The sequence below is a fragment of the Thalassoglobus polymorphus genome (assembly GCF_007744255.1).
Taxonomy (GTDB): Bacteria; Planctomycetota; Planctomycetia; order Planctomycetales; family Planctomycetaceae; genus Thalassoglobus; species Thalassoglobus polymorphus.
This window is the reverse complement of the sequence record NZ_CP036267.1, coordinates 774,528-791,431: the sequence shown is the minus strand read 5'-3', so window position 1 is coordinate 791,431 and position 16,904 is coordinate 774,528. Positions and strand designations below refer to the sequence as shown.

The following is a 16,904-nucleotide window of genomic DNA, read 5'->3' as shown; positions in this document are numbered from 1 at the left end:
GCTTGCCGTTCCTGATACGATGGTGAACGACCGGCCCAGTTTCGGGCTCTCCCTGAAGTGAGTGATTCCCTCACTGTCAGAAAGGTCATCTCCTGATCTTCGGATCAATTTCAAGATTCTCTTCGACAATTTTTTCGTTCTCGGAATTCCCAGAAGAATCACAAAAAAGTGAAGTTGTGCCATCCCCATCGCACACTTTGACTGAAACTGATAATTTCAGTCTGTTTTCTATCTGTCGGCATTGAAATCCGGCTCGCTGAGGCATAAATCTCAAGATAGACTTATGTTTCATTCCTTGTGCACATTTTGGAGCACTCATCGTGTCTTCTCCAGTGATTCCGCTCAACAGCCAAAACCTTGTATTTGTTGAGCAACTTTTCTCAAGTTATCTCTTTGACCGGGATTCCGTCTCGCCAGAGTGGAGAGAATATTTCGACACAGTCAAGAATGGAGATGACCGGCTCACCAGTGGATGGAGCCCCGAAAGCCCCTTCTCTGCGCGGAGCATGTTCAATCCTCCCGGAGCAAAAACACCCATGCTTGGGCACGAAGCCCCGGCAAGTCGCCTCGATGAAGCATCACGACAGGAACGATTGGATCAGTTGATCCGAAATTACCGTGTGCGCGGGCACATACTTGCATCGATCGATCCACTCGGCTCCACTCGCTCCAGCCCGGCTGAGCTTGACCCAGCTTTCTACAATTTCCAGGAAAGTGATTTTGACAGAGATGTCTCGACCTCCTGGGTGGGGGGACCAGCAACACGAACTCTTCGTGGCATTATCAACTGGTTGAAGCAAACCTACTGTCGCAGCATCGGTGCGCAGTTCATGCACATCGACAGCCTTCAGGTTCGGCACTGGCTGGCTCAGCGAATGGAGGAGTCGGGTAACCGCATCAAACTCGCACGTGATGAACAAATCCGCATCCTGCAGCGACTCTCCGACGCCGTCGTCTTTGAAGAGTTTCTCGCCAAGAAATTTGTCGGAGCAAAGAGCTTCTCACTCGAAGGAGCCGAAAGTTTGATCCCGCTGCTCGACATGGCTATCGAGAAAGCTGGCAATGAAGGTGTCCGTGAAATTGTCATCGGCATGGCCCATCGTGGGCGTCTCAATGTTCTCGCGAACATTATGAAGAAGTCTCCACGAACCATCTTTCGCGAATTCGACGATGCCGACCCAGAACTCTACATCGGTCGTGGTGATGTGAAGTATCACCTTGGCCACAGTGCAAACTGGGAAACTTCGCGTGGAAATTCAGTCCATCTCTCCCTCTGCTTCAATCCGTCTCATCTTGAATTTGTAAACACTGTGGCCCTGGGCCGCATGCGTTCCAAAATGGATCGCTATCGCGACTTCAAACGAGAACGGGGAGCAACGATTCTGATCCACGGCGATGCAGCCTTTGCCGGAGAAGGAATCGTTCAGGAGACCCTCAACCTGAGCGAACTGGCCGGTTACCGCACCGGCGGAACGATTCACATTATCGTCAACAATCAAGTCGGCTTCACGACGACACCCAAAGAGGGACGTTCGACCACTTACGCGACCGATGTCGCGAAGATGTTGCAAATCCCGATCTTCCACGTCAACGGCGAAGATCCGGAAGCCGTCGCACAGGTCGTGACCCTCGCGCTCGACTTCCGCAAGAAATTCAAACGGGATGTCGTCATCGATATGTACTGCTATCGTCGACGTGGTCATAACGAAGGAGACGAACCGGCATTCACCCAACCGGTGATGTACAAGGAAATCCGTAAACACGCGACCGTTTACGAAGGCTATCTGGAAAGACTGCTCAACCTGCGCGGCATCACTCGTGATGAAGCACAGCGGATCGAAAAAGAACGTCGCGAACGTCTCGAAAACGAACTCAGCGAAGCTCGCCGTGACGATTTCATTCGCTGCGTAGACCACTGGGGCGGAGTTTGGGGAGGTTACCAGGGTGGTCCAGCCGAGGAAGCGGACAATCCTGTCACCGGAGTCAAACGAGAAAAACTGACGGAGTTACTGAATCAAGTCACTCGACTCCCGGAAGATTTCAAACCACATCCAAAAGCCAAACGTCTTCTCGAAACACGACAGGCGATGGCTCGTGGTGAAGAACCTCTCGACTGGGGCGGCGCGGAGATCATGGCGCTGGCGTCACTCCTCGATGAAGAACGGCCACTCCGAATGAGTGGACAAGACGTTCGTCGCGGAACCTTCAGCCATCGGCACGCGGTCCTGTACGACAATGACACCGGAAAATCCTTTATCACGCTCAAAAACATTATTGATGAACGTGGTTACGTGAATATCCATAACAGCCCGCTTTCTGAAGCTGGGGTTCTTGGTTTTGAATATGGCTACAGTCTTGACTGCCCGGAAGGCCTCACCATCTGGGAAGCTCAGTTCGGCGATTTCGTCAATGCCGCTCAAGTGATCATCGACCAGTTTATTGCCAGTGCGGAAGATAAATGGAATCGCTTGTCGAGCCTGGTGATGCTTTTGCCTCATGGCTTCGAAGGCCAGGGTCCAGAGCACTCCAGCGCGAGGATCGAACGCTTCCTGAACTTGGCAGCAGATGACAACATTCAAGTTTGCCAGCCAACAACGCCTGCTCAGATGTTCCATCTTTTGCGTCGACAGGTCTTACGTCGCTGGAAGAAGCCGCTCGTCGTAATGACACCGAAAAGCCTACTGCGTCACAAAGAGTGTGTTTCGACTCTTGAGGACTGTGCAGAAGGTCGTTTCCAGGAGATTCTCCCGGATCGACTCGAGCTCAAGACTGAAGAAGTCAAGCAAATCTTATTGTGTACCGGAAAGGTCTACTACGAACTGATTCAACGTCGAGAGGAACTCGGCATCCGCCATTCAATGATCGTCCGCGTCGAACAGTTGTATCCATTTCCAACTCTGCAGCTGGAAAAACTTCTCGCAGATTTCCCGGCAGAGATCCCCGTGAACTGGGTCCAGGAAGAACCGTCCAACATGGGTGCCTGGGGCTTTTTGCGCATTCGCTTCGGAGAGAAATTCCTGGGCAAGTTCCCCTTCGAAAGAATCAGCCGCCCCGCCTCTGCCAGCCCCGCAACAGGCTCATCGGCCACTCACAAAATGGAGCAAGACAAACTGCTGACAACCGCATTCGAGTTGGAGTAAACCTCTCTTCTCAACTGAATCCGCAGCACGTCCGCAGCCTGCGGCAAAACCGGTGCACCACTGCTGGCTCGTCCAGCTTGCTCTTACCCACATTTATGGGGGTGGGTTTGCGGGGCGGGTGGCACGACCCAGAACGGAACGGAGTGAAGTGATGGGCGTGGCGAGCGCGGGGGTGAGGTTGATAAATTAGTGAACGTCCATTGCGCAGTTGCCACGAGCACCGTTCCGCTTCACTACACTTAGATCGTGCCCCCCCCGTCCGCAGCAAATGGATAGAACATTACCAATCATGGAAGAATGAGAGTCAACACGAAATTCGCCACGCCCATCCTTACGCTCCGCTCCAGTCTGAGCGTGCCACCCAACGCCGTTAACCGTGTTTTCTGAATTGAAAGAAGTCTTGATGCGAATTGAGGTTGTGGCGATTCTTTTGTTGCGAAGCGAAAGATCACCCACTCTCAACCCGAAAGGAATCGGGAATGTCGCATCAAGACCGGCACGCACGAGGCGTACGACTCAATTCTGTCGATTTATCCAAAGCCTTGCAATGGCTGACGCGGGGTGTCGATTGGTCGGCGATTCGAATGCGCAAAGAAGCAACCTGGACACCACAGTGGCTGACCTGGATGGCGATTCTCTGGGCGTGGTCAAACGAAGCGACGTTGGGGGAACGCTTTCTCTGTGCGCAGCGACTCATCCAACATTTACAAAACGAATCGGCCAAGGTCTCGACATCGTATCAGGCGTTTATGAAGGTCTTGATTCGCTGGACCGAACCGCTGGTTTTGGCATTGCAGGTTACGCTGCGAAAGCGAATGGAAGCACTCTCTCCGGGCGATTGGACACGGCACGGATTCGTGGTTTTTGGAGTCGACGGCAGCAAGGTGTCGCTGCCGAGAACGAAATCGAATCAAGCGGCGTATTCCCATGCACGACAGAACAGCAAACGCAACCGCCGCAAGAAACCGAATGACCGAGCCGCCACCAAGAAGATTGAACAGTCGCAGCTCTTCCTGACAACTCTGTTCCGTGTGGGGCTGAACTTGCCGTGGGACTGGAGAACCGGTCCCGCCGACAGCAGCGAACGCTCTCATGTGCTAGAGATGCTCGACAGCTTGCCTCAGAACGCGTTGCTCACTGGTGATGCTGGTTTCGTTGGCTACAGCTTCGCCAGTACTGTTCTGGATCATGGTTCGCAGCTCCTGGTGCGCGTCGGAGCGAATGTGAAGTTGCTCAAGAAGTTGGGCTTTGTTCGTGAATCGAACGGCATTGTCTACGTCTGGACTGACAAAGCTGCACGCAAGCAGCAACCGCCATTGGTGTTCCGCTTGGTGGTTGTGCAAAGCACGCGTCATCCGGTTTACCTCATTACGAGTGTCACGAATCAAAGCAGGTTGAGCGAGAAACAAATCGCCGACCTGTATCGTGCTCGCTGGGGTGTGGAAGTCTTCTTTCGACACCTCAAGCAAACGTTCGGACGTCGCAAGCTCCGCAGCCACGCTGCTGCGAATGCACAGGTTGAACTCCAGTGGTCGTTAGTTGGGCTGTGGTCGATTGGTCTGTACGCATCGCATGAACTGGTTTCGCAAAGCATCCCATTAGAACGCTTGAGCATCGCCCAATCGTTGAGAGCATTTCGCAGGATCGCCAGCGACTATTTACACCCCCAGCAGAAAAAGGATCGCCTCCATCACCTGCTCCGCAAGGCACTACTGGATGAGTATGAACGTCAGGACAAAACCAGTCGCGACTACCCCCGAAAGAAACAGGAACGCCCCGCCGGAAAACCCAAGATCAACAAAGCCACCCCCGAACAAATCCAAACCGCCCAAAATATCAAGCAATCAAAAAAGGGTTAACGGCGTTGGGTGGCACGACCCAGAACGGAGTGAAGTGATGGGCGTGGCGAGCGAGGGGGTGAGGTTGATGAATTAGTGAACGTCCATTGCGCAGTTGCCACGAGCACCGTTCCGCTTCACTACACTTAGATCGTGCCCCCCCGTCCGCAGCAAATGGATAGAACATTACCAATCATGGAAGAATGAGAGTCAACACGAAATTCGCCACGCCCATCCTTACGCTCCGCTCCAGTCTGAGCGTGCCACCCAACGCCGTTCAGGCACCCAACCGTCCCGGTCCACTCAGCGTCCCTAGTGAATTAGTTTGCCGGGGCGGGTTTTGAAAGGACAGGCTCCTCGCCACTGATCGTTAGCTTGCCTCTGTGAACAACAATTTCTGGGCCGAGAGCCACGCTGACTGAGGAGGTCCATCTTGCAGCAGGGCGCATTCTAATCTCAAAAAGATATTCTCCAGGGCCAAGTGGACCGGGAGTTATAAAGCTCCAAAGTCGAATTTCTTCTTCCCCCCAATCCTCTTGTTTTTTTGGTTCTCCGGAATATCCAACCTCTTTTTGCCAATACTGCTGACTTGCAATAGGTCCTACACGTCTGATTGATGGTCCCCGAGTCCGGAATGCGAATCGTGATTGATCTCGTTTCGAATGCCTGAAAGGGTGCTTCACTGAATGTTTTCTTGCCACGTCGCGAGCAGAATAAATTTCCACCAGAAACGACCAGCCTTCCGCCGCTTGCACTTCCTCTTCATCGAGAGACTCAGGGAGATTAGAACCTGGCGTGAATGTCATTTCCAGATAACAACCTGTGTTGACTGAAAGTTCTAAGGCATCCTCGATTGGAAAATCGTCCTCGGTTGAATTGTCATCATCTCCGCGACGAACCAGCCTGAAAGCATTAATGAATGGCTCCCGGACAACAGGCGCCTCAATTGGCGGTGTTCTAAGAAAAAACCACCAGATTATTAACAGCAGTAGAACCAGCCCGGTGGCAATCCCTAGACGCTGATAGTCATTTACACCGATCATCTACGATAGCCCTCAGAACTCAGAGATGGTCTCGTTTCCGTTTCTTGATCCGAGCGATTGCCAAACAGTTTCGTCAATTGAATCACTGATAAAGTGAACGCTTCCGTCGGCGAATAACGAATTGACACCACCGTGGTGTAAGCTGGACGCGGCAATTAATGCGAGACTGAAATCAATTGAAAAATCCTCGGGACCGTTGAAACAACTCGGCGAGTTGGGAGTTAATAAATGTTGATATCCAAAAGCAGCTTGATAAGCAATGACGTTTATCCCGAATGGTTGAGGAGCCATCACAGTTCGATGGTTTTTGCAGTTCTCAACTGCACTCGCTTCCTGACTGACTCCATAGCGAGTTTCTGTCCACCAGAAAAACCGCCTAGGCTGTTTCTGTAAATCCGCTTCTTCAATGACTTGATTCACGAGTGGTTTCACTAATCTTTCCGAAGCTGCGACGGTCAGAGAAAGTCCATCAGTAATATCTCGCGGTGCAGTGTCGCTGAACTCATCGCTATAGAATCCATTGAATGCACCAGGGGAGTCATCAAATAAGGTTCCATGGTTTAAGTAATAACTGGAGTCACCAATTTTTGCCATGTTGACATGCACGACAGGATCGCTTGGGCAAGCAAACGTTGGTACAACCCACGAATCAGGATCCTTCCCTTCCTTAAGTACCGCTGCAAGCGGTGCTGCATCGAGATAGGGCAGCAATCTGTGATGAGTTGGCTCTGGCTGGGATGAAGTCGGAAACTTCCCATCGGATTCGACAATATTCGTCATTGCAAGGCCGATTTGTCGAAGGTTGTTTCGGCACTGCATAGTACGTGAACTCTCGCGCGCTTGTTGAACTGCCGGAACCAGAATTGAGAGCAACAGCCCCACGACCCCGAGTGAAACCAACAGTTCAATGATGGTCACTCCGGAACGAGATTGAGTCTTCATGTTGCCTCCGTGAGGAGCTAGTAGGTGGGTGGAGTTCGTCGATCTATGTTAAATGGTGGGATACGCAATTTACTTCTGAAAGAAATAATGTCTTTTGAACATATTACGACGAGAACGTAACCCACCAAATCATTGTTCAAATTTTCACCTCCTACGTCTCTGGTAAGGGGGCGAATTCAAACAATCCGAGTAAGCCGCTCTAGTACTCTGCGATGTTGGGTTCCGCGAATCTCCATTTGAAACAGAGTTGCCAGAATCGACTCAAGCCGTTTCTTGCAAACACATCAAACTCTCATTCGCTTCACCCAACCTAACTCACTAAGACAGCCCTCAGAACTCAGAGATGGTCTCGTTTCCGTTTCTTGATCCGAGCGATTGCCAAACAGTTTCGTCAATCGAATCACTGATAAAGTGAACGCTTCCGTCTACCATCAATGAGTTCACTCCACCGTGGTGCAGGCTGGAAGCGGCTGTTAAGATCGCGGGGGTCGAGACCAAAAAATCTTCTGGGCCATTATAACAACTCGGGTGATTGGGGGTGAGCAAATGTCGATACCCATCACCTGAATAATAATTCGTGTTATTCGACCCATAGAACTGCGGCTCCATGACTGTGCGATGGTTTTTGCAGTTTTCAACAGCCAGCGCTTCATTTCCGGCGCCTAAGTAACGAGTTTCTGTCCACCAATAAAAACGTCCTGGAGACTTTATCATCGTCGGTTCATCGCCGATTACAGGGAACATTGTTCTGACAAGCCTCTCAGACATTGCCACAGTCGAAGAAAGTCCATCTGTAAAATCACGTGGACTCAGATCGATATACGATGATCGAAAGAACCCGTTCTTCCCTCTTCGAGCAGATCCAAAGATTGATCCATGATTCAGGAAGTAACTGGAATCGCCATGCTTTTCCATGTTGACATGTACAACAGGATCACTGGGGCAAGCGAGAGTCGGAACGACCCACGAATCGGGCACTTGATCCGCCAACAATGTTTCGCCGATTTGGGCAGCATCGAGATAGAACAACAACCTTCGGTGCGTTGAATGCGGCTGTGATGCTGTCGGAAACGCTCCATTGGCTTCGACAAAGTTCCCCATGGCCAGACCAATTTGCCGGAGGTTGTTTCGGCACTGCATCACTCGAGAGCTTGCCCGCGCTTGCTGCACTGCCGGGATTGAGATGGAGAGTAAAAGACCGACAATGCCGATTACAACAAGCAACTCAACAATAGTCACTCCAGAGCGGACCTGTTTCCTCATGCTTCCTCCTTGACTCAGAGAGCCACAATCTCTTCCTTGAAAATTGTGGCCCGGAGACCTGACTCATCAGTGTGAAGAAATCACTACGCGACGATCGTTCACGCTTGCCGCAGATTACGTTTCGCCAAATTGAACGTCCCTTGGCACTACTGAACAAGCCAGCAAGTGGCCCCCGGCAATAGCCCTTTTCTGAGTGTGACACGCTTGGATCATCAGGCGCCGTGAAAAGGTTCAGTTTTCCCCCCCCCCCCGTAAAAGTCAACATCAATCTTCGTTTATTTCAAATCGCTTGAGCGGCACAAGTTGGGACTCATCCCTGTGTTTTAGTTGTTGGGTGCAGATTTGCTGGGGCACGATCCCAGCCTACATGTTCTTCATGAAATGATCGACGACGCAATTTGTACACGACAAACCATTCCCTGTGGTGGCACGACCCAGAACGGAGTGAAGTGATGGGCGTGGCGAGCGAGGGGGTGAGGTTGATGAATTAGTGAACGTCCATTGCGCAGTTGCCACGAGCACCGTTCCGCTTCACTACACTTAGATCGTGCCCCCGTCCGCAGCAAATGGATAGAACATTACCAATCATGGAAGAATGAGAGTCAACACGAAATTCGCCACGCCCATCCTTACGCTCCGCTCCAGTCTGAGCGTGCCACCCGTCAGAGTTTTTCGGACTGGTTCCAATTTATTGAAACGACCAAAATGTTGGGTTACGCAATCGCTGGGAAAACAAGCCAGCAATTGAAATCTACAGCGGCAATTGAAATCAATATCCAGTCTTGATCGCCTTCCCCCAACCGACATGGCTGTGGTGATTGACGTCGTCGAAAGAAAAAATGACAGCAGGAACGCTCTTTGGCTCCTACTGTCATTATTGAAAATAGCGCTGCGGTCTAGATGCCTGCGGGCCAACATGCCAGATCAGCAGGGGCACACTAGACTTCAGAACGAAGGACTATTCATCCACTTGTTGGTCAGCTGGGAGTGCTGCGTTAGCTCCACCCTCTTCAAGCGCAGCTTCAGGTCCTTCAGCAGGTGCATCGTTCCCAGCTGGGGCGGGAGCTGGAGTGACTGGCTCTTCGCCACCACATCCAGAAAACCAACAGGCAACAGTTAACGCTAACAGCAGATTCATTTTCTTTAACATGAAAGTCTTTCTTAATTGTTTGCCAGGTTGTGGAATTTGTTCGACAACCTGAAAGTTGTCATTGGTAAAGAATTCGAAAGCAGCAATACTGGCAGCCTTCCAGTCGTTTGAGTGGACAGAGGATCTTAGAATTCTCCAAGAGGCTGACCATCAGCCATTCGCCCGAGGCGGACACGGGTCGTGTAATCTGTGTTCTCACTCACAAATCGAACGGAGCCATCGCCAAGGCAAACCATCACGCCTCCGGTATGCTGGCTTCCTGCACGTCCCCAGTGAGCGACTCGCCCAGCTGTCGTATCGGCGTATGGAGGAGTCCGCCAAGAGCAACATGGCCAAAAGTTAATGCCAGCATCTCCATAAGCACCACCTCTTCGCCATGTGATATCAACTCCTGCACCAGTCCAATTCGTGTACCCCCAAGGAGCTGTGTACCCGTCTTTGACATCCAGTGTAGTCTCAACCAGCATGGCTGTGTTTGTTAATCCGTCTCGAGCATCACGTAATTTACAGCTCGATTCTGTGCCGAACATATAGCGAGTACTTCGCGATCGGCTTCCCCAGTTTGTGCAGCCGCTCGTTTCGAGGTGTGCCTGGAAATCGTATGATGTCTTTGCACCCTGCAAAGTAGATCCACCACCGATCTGATAGGCAGAGCTTGTGGTTGTGATCTTGCGGTTTCCATCATCGCTGGGGCAATAAAACGCGTCAATGATTGCTGAAACAACCACATCGTTTCCGCTTGCAAGAGGTGTTCCCGTCACTCCGCTCCCCGCTCGATCATACCCACCCGAAGCTTGAGTCGGGTCAAATTGATTGTAGAGTGGTGCCTGCTCAATAAAGGGCAAGACCTGAACCCATCCACGGTGGTTTTTGACAGTTCCCGCAGGAGGTTTACCACTTCCGGTTTCGCAAGATCCTTTTGCACTCGTTGAGAAAGGGAGAACGCTGTGCGTATCGTGATAGTTATGCAACGCAAGCCCAAGCTGCTTCATATTGTTTCGGCACTGCGAGCGACGCGCGGCCTCACGGGCCTGTTGTACAGCTGGCAAAAGTAGAGCAACCAGGATCGCAATAATTGCGATCACAACTAGTAGCTCAATCAGGGTGAACCCTCGTGCTGGTTTCACCCGAGGTGAAGAAATCGAAATTTTACTCATCACGTCACTCCGCAAAAATAAGGAAAAAAACACGTCAAAATGTGATCAAACAAATGGTTCCAAGAACTCAAGATTGGCATTGGCATGCAAACACTTGAGGCATCTCAAACCAGTTTTGGATACACGAATTTGACGTAGAAAAGGTAGGATATGATGGGGAAACAGAAGTACATTTCGGCCAATATTGTATAATAAGTAGTATTCTTTTTTGCAAAATAGAATTCAAGGCCAAATCAAAACTTACTTGAACTTGGATGAAGCTGACCAGTGGTCCGGTCGTGAGGGTTTTCCGGAAGTTCTGCCAGATTTCGTTGAGGTTCTGGGGGTGATGGCGGTAGCCCCGGGGGAATCCAGTTCGTGCCGGGCAGGTGTAGCAGACAAAGATGAGTCGTTCGCTCCTCGGACTGAAGTTTCAATCTGAACGATCGTCATAGCTGTTCTCGATTACGATCACGTCGCGTCGGGCGAAAAGAGCTTAGCCTATTTCTTACGAGTGGCTGTATCACAGTTCCTCATCGCTTCACTTCTCCTTCAAACCTTTGCTTGTGGCAGTCACATCTCGTCAGTCATTGCAATGGTCGCAGCCCCCCAATCGTCCGCACTTTCCTGTGCCTTCCTCTCAATGCTTGATGATGAGTGAGCGTGATTTTCTCGCCACCAGATTGCTCCCTCTTTAGTTCCCCATTGATTCGCGAACGAGCAATGATCAAGGGCCTCCTTCAACTCGTTCGCATTTTGAAATCGGTCGCTGGGAGACTTGGCCATGCACTTCAAGATGATCTGCTCAATGTCATCAGGAATCGCTGGATTGAGTTGAGAAGGTGCAGGGACTTCCGCATTCTGGTGAGCCGACAGTAATTCCAAGACGTTTTTGCTGGCGAAAGGAGTCTGTCCGGTCAGGAGGCACGACCCAGAACGGAACGGAGTGAAGTGATGGGCGTGGCGAGCGAGGGGGTGAGGTTGATGAATTAGGCCAGGCTGTTCACAATGTTTTTCGGGACAGACATGTGGCACTCCCAGCGACAGCACCGACTCTCTATGTCGATGCTGACTTGAGGTGAAATAGAACAAAAAACGGTCATTGCGAATTTCTTTTGCAGATTGTTTGTCACAACTGCAGCAGGTTTCCGCTGAGAAGAGTGCACAACGCTGTTTCCCTCAAATCCAGGACAATGCAATGACCAGTTTCGCCACAAAAATCATGTTCGTTTGTCTCTTCACCGCTTTCAGTTCCATCGCCACGGCTGGTGATTTTGGATCTCGCATGTCGGAGGAAGAATACTATTTTCTGGTAAGCATTGGCGTGATTGTCGAAGACTTCGCACCGATGGATGAAGTCCCAGCTAAGAACCAAACCTCAAAATCCTATACCACCAACACAACGCAGGCTGATGTCAAAGGTGTCTCCGGATTAGATTTGGGCAGTGGACGAATCAAAGGGCTCGCTGGTCTGGACTTGGGGAGCGGACGAATCACAGGGGTCTCCGGTCTTGATCTCGGAAGCAGTCGATTCAAATAAGAATTTGCCGCAAGATCGAATTTCCGAACGCCACTGTTGGATCAGTCTGACAGTGGCGTTCTTGCGTTGACCACTCCCCTCCTCTTTCGACGTTCAGGCAAGTTGCCTCGGTAAGATAATTTCCCATCAAGGGAATTCTCTGAACAATGCGAGACTGATCGAGGAGATCATCGCCGAAAGCTCTTCAGGATTCGGTGAGCGACCGAATGACATCTGAAGTTCGTTCAAGAGCCACCGCAATCTCTTTTTCGGGCTGCCCGATTCCAAAGCTCAGGCGAACAACTCCGGACTCCTCTGTCCCCAATGTTTCATGCGCCTGCGGAGCACATTGAAACCCAGAGGCAGCGACAATTCCGCGAGCTTTCAGAAGATTTGAAACCGTGGCACTTGAAATCCCTGCAACTGAAAACGCCACTGTGGGAAGTTGCTGAGAAAGATCGTCAGCACCGAACAATGTCACGTTTGCGAAAGCCGAGAGGAGATCACGAAAACGTTGCACGCATTCTCTTCCAATTGCGAGGCGATCTGCTCGAGCCTTCTCTTCTAACCAGTCAATCGCGACTTCCAAACCTGCCAATGAAAACTGATCGACCGAGCCGACGTCACAGTACCCGGGTCGCGGGCTGAGAAGAGGTTCGTCGTCCCCTAACGACAACCCGCAACTGGCTGTCACACATTTCATGGGAACATGATCAGCGATGTAGAGCCCTCCGATTCCCCAAGGCGATTGCAATCCCTTGTGACCACCGAAAGCGATCAGGTCTGCCCCGAGCTCCGAAAAGTTCAACGGCAGCCAACCGACCACCTGAGCAGCATCAACAAGGACAAACGCATTGTACTTGTGAGCCAGTTCGATGATCTGCCGCATAGGCAAGATTTGTCCCGTCACGTTACAAGCTGCCGTGATCGCAACGAGTTTCACACCTCCCGCTGCGAGCGACGATTCAAAAAAAGTGAGGTCAAACGGACTCGATGAATCTGGAGGGACGACAACGAGTTCAATTCCGTCGCCCTGCAGTTTCTGCAATGGGCGAGAGAGCGCATGATGCTCCCAACTGCTTGTCAGAACCTTGTCGTTCGGCTCCCAGTTGAAATCGGAAATTGCGACCGAGATCGCAGAAGTACAACCGGGCGTCAACAACAACTGAGCCGGATTTGAGATACCAAAATATCGGCAAACTGAATGATGTGCCCGCTCAAACAGAGAAGGCCAATGACGCGGCGAAGTCTCCATCGCTGCCGCTACCGCTTCTGTCACGACTGACGGCTTCGGCCAGCTTGTCCCCGCATGATTCAGATAGATGGTATCCAACAGATCAATCCGCCATCTTCATTTGCGTCCCAAAGACGTTACGATTTCCCTCACCCCATCAGGCTGCTCTGCGTCGCTGATGATGCTGGTCAGGGACGTTCAAAATTTTCTTCGAGGCATCTTCGCTGAACTTTCGTTGCAGCTTATCAGCCCCCTTACTCCAGCCGACTCCGATCACTGAACCGACCAGAATCGAAGCCAGAAATGCACCGATTCCATAAGAAATCAGGTAGGCAATCATCAAATTCAAAGCTGCGAAGACGACCGAGCCGAGCAATCCAAAGCGGTCACTCGGAAGCCACTCGACCGCAGCGACAACGGCTCCGTGCTGAAAAGCATGCCCCAACCAGCCACCAAACAGGATCAACGCCGCAGAGGGAATGAGCCCTGCTTCATCGAGCCAACCTCGATGGCAGGCAAAAGAAACCAAAATCACTGACCAGATCAGCGGAGCTGTTTGAGCGAACAATTCATCAAAGCCGAGGGCCATGGAGTCGCTGAGGAATTGGCTGAGAGCAGATTCAAACGAGGCTGGGAGTCCAGTCGTCAGGATCGAAACGAATCCCCAGACGACGATTTTTTTCCAAACCTCGGGCTCGAACAGGCCAATCATCTCACGGATTGAGATCATCTCACGATTCGAATGAGAGTGAGGATTTTCCGACATCAGGCGTCCCTGCCTCATTGATTTTAGCTCAACGACACATTGTGATTCTTCCAAGAGAATGATGATCCCAACTTTGTGACCATCACGACATATTCATTCATATCGTCTTGCAGCCGAATAAGCGTGACTGAGTCTTGCGTTGGCGGTACGACCGGTGCGAAGCAACAACTCTTCCAGCCACGCCCCACCCTGGCCTTCGATCTTCGCGCGCTGGCTGAACTGAAAGATCTTGGCTTATCTGAAAGATCTATGAAGGCATTCATATGAGCTTCACAGACACAACTAGCATCAATGAGGCTTTTTTATAGATGAGGCTTTCTCTGACTTTCACGATTCCGGTCTGTGTGAAGAGAGCTGTCCATGTGATGAATCACTCAGATTCACGAGACAGGTCGCGTACATCTATTTCACGACTGCTCACATCTTCCACAAGCCCACAAGCCCACAAGTCCACAAGTCCACAAGTGCTGTCGATTAGGGTGCTTCCAGAGCTTTTCTGGCAGCGGACAAGAATGACGAGTTCGAAGTCGGTGCTGAAGGTGGCGTTGAAGTTGGCGTTGAAGGTGGCGTTGTCACTGGTCCCACTGGTGTTGATGGGCCAGCGAGGTCGTCGTGTGTTTCGACGTTTGGCGCGTTTGGGAGAAATGGATCTTCGGAGGCACCGAGATCAATATTTACACCGGCAGGATCGACTCTCGGAGTCGGTAGTTCAGAGGACTCTTCCTTGTTTTCTACCGGTTGTGCCTGCGAAGTTCCTAACTGGACGTTCCGATCTTTGAATTCATCAAAAGAGATCCGCATGAGGACCGGTTTGCGCGTGGGGGTATTCGCTTCCTTGGCAGCCTGCTCACTACTGTAATACAAAGCAGAAAGCGACAGTGCGAAACCACACCAGAAGACTGGCTGGTAGAGATCCTTCATCATCGTCGTCCCCTCCTTGTGTGGAATTTTGAGAAAGCTCTTCCGCCTCAAAATTCCTGTCGACTGTAAGTCTGCCGATCAACAATTGTTGATCAACCCCTGACTTAACTCCTTCGAAACTCCTTCATATCCAGATTCTTCGGCTCAACATGGCTGGTCGGCAAGAGCTTGAATCACAATTCGAACCGGATTGCGAGTGAGACTTTAACGGTTCTGCCAGTCAGGGAATATGGGGAATGGAAGAGCAGAAGATTTTCTCACCACACAAAAATGGTGAGCACAATTCCCTACGCCGAGTTCTCAATGTTCGGGTTCGAGAACAGGGTGCACAGATTCAAGATCGCGCACAGATGTCGATTTGAGTGAAAGGACTTGCTTGTGAAGTCTTTGCATCGATTGTGAAAGGGATTTCTAGCACTGGTCCTGAAACTTGAAATTGCTCTCTCAAACGTTGAGAAAAGCGACGATTCCAGAGGTTTTCGGACTGGTTCTAGCTTGCCCAGCCGATCATGTCGCCATGGAATCGTTCGTAGAAGAGCCAGCCGATTCTTTCGCTGAGCATTGATAAATACTCTTTCTGAAACTCGCCCAGGGAAACATCACTTGAAGTTCGCGGAACACGAGTTGGGTAAGCGAAATCAATTTCCTTGGTGAAGATTCGATCTCCGTAGCCTTCTTCATCAACTTTGATCACGTTGACATACGCTTCGGTTCGGCCCCGGAACAGAGTTGTGCTCGAGCCCTCATGGAGAGTGAAGTCAGCGAGTTCCACTTCGATGACATAGTCTGCTTTGAACGCTTTGCCGATCTCTGCAGCCTTCTCCCAATCGGGATGTTCGTCTAACCACGCTTTCACATAATCAGGGTGGATCATCGTGATGTGATTTTGTCCCAACCGATATGCAAGGTGCGTCGCAACTTGTTCGTCGAGTTGTGGAAACTTCCACTTGAGCTTCGTCGGAGCATAGCAAACGACTGCAACCGTGACCCCGGGATTGCTCATCGACTCTCCAGTTTCGGCGTCGAAATCAGGCTCGATCGTTGGCGGCCCGTGCAGCAGGTAGCTAATGATCACGAATTGCTGGCATCCCGAAAGCGAGACACTTACGAGCAGTGCTGTCAGCAAAACACGAAATCGATTTGAGAATCGAGGAGTGAATATTGTTGACCGAGATGGGATTGAACGAATCATCTAAAACTTCCGCAAAGGAATCAGTTTCAAGAGTTTTTATTGAGCGAAAAGTTCGCCAGTGTGAACGCTATAGAACGAATGGCCGAGGTCGTCAGCCAGTTTGTCGATGAAGCGTCGAATAAAGACGCTCTTCGGCATTTGATCCGAAGGAATCGGATGAGTCCCCGGATGTTGCGTGCTGAACTGTTGGTCGTAAACCTGCACCGAGTGCCGGCCTCCCTCTTCCCCACGAACTTCGTATCCGATGACCCGACCTTTCGTGCGACCACGGAACAGGTTCGGGCTGTTGTCTTCGCGAAAAGAGAAGCTGTCGACTTGAATGTGGAAGATGTAACCCACATCCTCCATCTCCATCGCGAGAAGCTTGGGATCGAATTGCCCGGAGTAATTGTCGAGGACATCCGCAGCTGCGTCGGGCGACATGACTAAGAGCCCATTGCGCCGCATCCGGCTAATCAGTTCTAACTGCAAGTCAGAAGTGAGCGTATCGTGTTCACTGCTGATGTAAGACGGAGCTGAACAGTGAATGAGGATTTGCTTTTCTTCCTCAACCAACGATTTTCCAGTGGCGACTTCAAACCCCGAGGGTTGTTTCGGATCGCCCAAGATCACTTTGCCAGCCATGACAAGCGAATTCAAACAGCCGCTCTGAGAAAGGGCCAGCAGGGTCAGCATGAGAAAGCAGCCACCAGCGCAGAACGCCGTTGACCAGGTGCGATGTTTTATCACTCTTACCGATGACATAGTGTGATCCCTCACA

Annotated in this window: 14 protein-coding genes; 3 read left to right on the top strand and 11 right to left on the bottom strand. The window is 51.1% G+C overall.

The features are described from left to right. Positions 1–320: 320 nt before the first annotated feature. Both Mal48_RS03045 and Mal48_RS03040 read left to right on the top strand, forming a co-directional pair. Positions 321–3,140, top strand: coding sequence for a 2-oxoglutarate dehydrogenase E1 component (locus Mal48_RS03045; RefSeq protein WP_231739883.1), 2,820 nt, complete (start codon positions 321–323; stop codon positions 3,138–3,140). A 479-nt stretch (positions 3,141–3,619) separates the two neighbouring features. Beyond that, the gene (locus tag Mal48_RS03040) at positions 3,620–4,999 is read left to right on the top strand and encodes an IS4 family transposase (RefSeq protein ID WP_145195972.1); all 1,380 of its coding nucleotides are present in this window, start codon (positions 3,620–3,622) and stop codon (positions 4,997–4,999) included. Between the two features lie 299 nt (positions 5,000–5,298). Here Mal48_RS03040 and Mal48_RS23490 read toward each other — a convergent pair whose 3' ends face one another. The 6 genes from Mal48_RS23490 to Mal48_RS03010 all read right to left on the bottom strand — a co-directional run bounded on the left by Mal48_RS23490 (position 5,299) and on the right by Mal48_RS03010 (position 11,397). After that, complete coding sequence (locus Mal48_RS23490) at positions 5,299–6,021, bottom strand: hypothetical protein (RefSeq protein ID WP_145195970.1); 723 nt, start codon at positions 6,019–6,021, stop codon at positions 5,299–5,301. Positions 6,022–6,033: 12 nt separating this feature from the next. Beyond that, entirely contained in the window at positions 6,034–6,963 is a 930-nt protein-coding gene (locus Mal48_RS03030; RefSeq protein ID WP_145195968.1) for a DUF1559 family PulG-like putative transporter, read from the bottom strand. A gap of 330 nt (positions 6,964–7,293) precedes the next feature. Then, on the bottom strand, positions 7,294–8,226 hold the full coding sequence (locus Mal48_RS03025; RefSeq protein ID WP_145195966.1) for a DUF1559 family PulG-like putative transporter: 933 nt from the start codon (positions 8,224–8,226) through the stop codon (positions 7,294–7,296). A 958-nt stretch (positions 8,227–9,184) separates the two neighbouring features. After that, positions 9,185–9,376, bottom strand: a complete 192-nt coding sequence (locus tag Mal48_RS03020) for a hypothetical protein (protein WP_145195964.1) — start codon at positions 9,374–9,376, stop codon at positions 9,185–9,187. A 125-nt stretch (positions 9,377–9,501) separates the two neighbouring features. After that, positions 9,502–10,533, bottom strand: coding sequence for a DUF1559 domain-containing protein (locus Mal48_RS03015; RefSeq protein ID WP_145195962.1), 1,032 nt, complete (start codon positions 10,531–10,533; stop codon positions 9,502–9,504). Between the two features lie 552 nt (positions 10,534–11,085). Next, entirely contained in the window at positions 11,086–11,397 is a 312-nt protein-coding gene (locus Mal48_RS03010) for a hypothetical protein (protein ID WP_145195961.1), read from the bottom strand. A 313-nt stretch (positions 11,398–11,710) separates the two neighbouring features. On the opposite strand from Mal48_RS03010, the gene Mal48_RS03005 reads away from it, so the two are divergent. Continuing rightward, entirely contained in the window at positions 11,711–12,052 is a 342-nt protein-coding gene (locus tag Mal48_RS03005; protein WP_145195959.1) for a hypothetical protein, read from the top strand. Positions 12,053–12,236: 184 nt separating this feature from the next. Here the strand turns inward: Mal48_RS03005 and Mal48_RS03000 are convergent, their stop codons facing one another. The 5 genes from Mal48_RS03000 to Mal48_RS02980 all read right to left on the bottom strand — a co-directional run bounded on the left by Mal48_RS03000 (position 12,237) and on the right by Mal48_RS02980 (position 16,819). After that, positions 12,237–13,364, bottom strand: a complete 1,128-nt coding sequence (locus Mal48_RS03000; RefSeq protein WP_197441995.1) for an aminotransferase class V-fold PLP-dependent enzyme — start codon at positions 13,362–13,364, stop codon at positions 12,237–12,239. 58 nt (positions 13,365–13,422) lie between these two features. Beyond that, complete coding sequence (locus Mal48_RS02995) at positions 13,423–14,031, bottom strand: hypothetical protein (RefSeq protein WP_145195955.1); 609 nt, start codon at positions 14,029–14,031, stop codon at positions 13,423–13,425. A gap of 474 nt (positions 14,032–14,505) precedes the next feature. Continuing rightward, entirely contained in the window at positions 14,506–14,955 is a 450-nt protein-coding gene (locus tag Mal48_RS02990) for a hypothetical protein (protein ID WP_145195953.1), read from the bottom strand. 487 nt (positions 14,956–15,442) lie between these two features. Then, complete coding sequence (locus tag Mal48_RS02985; protein ID WP_145195951.1) at positions 15,443–16,144, bottom strand: hypothetical protein; 702 nt, start codon at positions 16,142–16,144, stop codon at positions 15,443–15,445. A gap of 36 nt (positions 16,145–16,180) precedes the next feature. After that, the gene (locus Mal48_RS02980) at positions 16,181–16,819 is read right to left on the bottom strand and encodes a hypothetical protein (protein ID WP_145195949.1); all 639 of its coding nucleotides are present in this window, start codon (positions 16,817–16,819) and stop codon (positions 16,181–16,183) included. Positions 16,820–16,904: the final 85 nt, after the last annotated feature.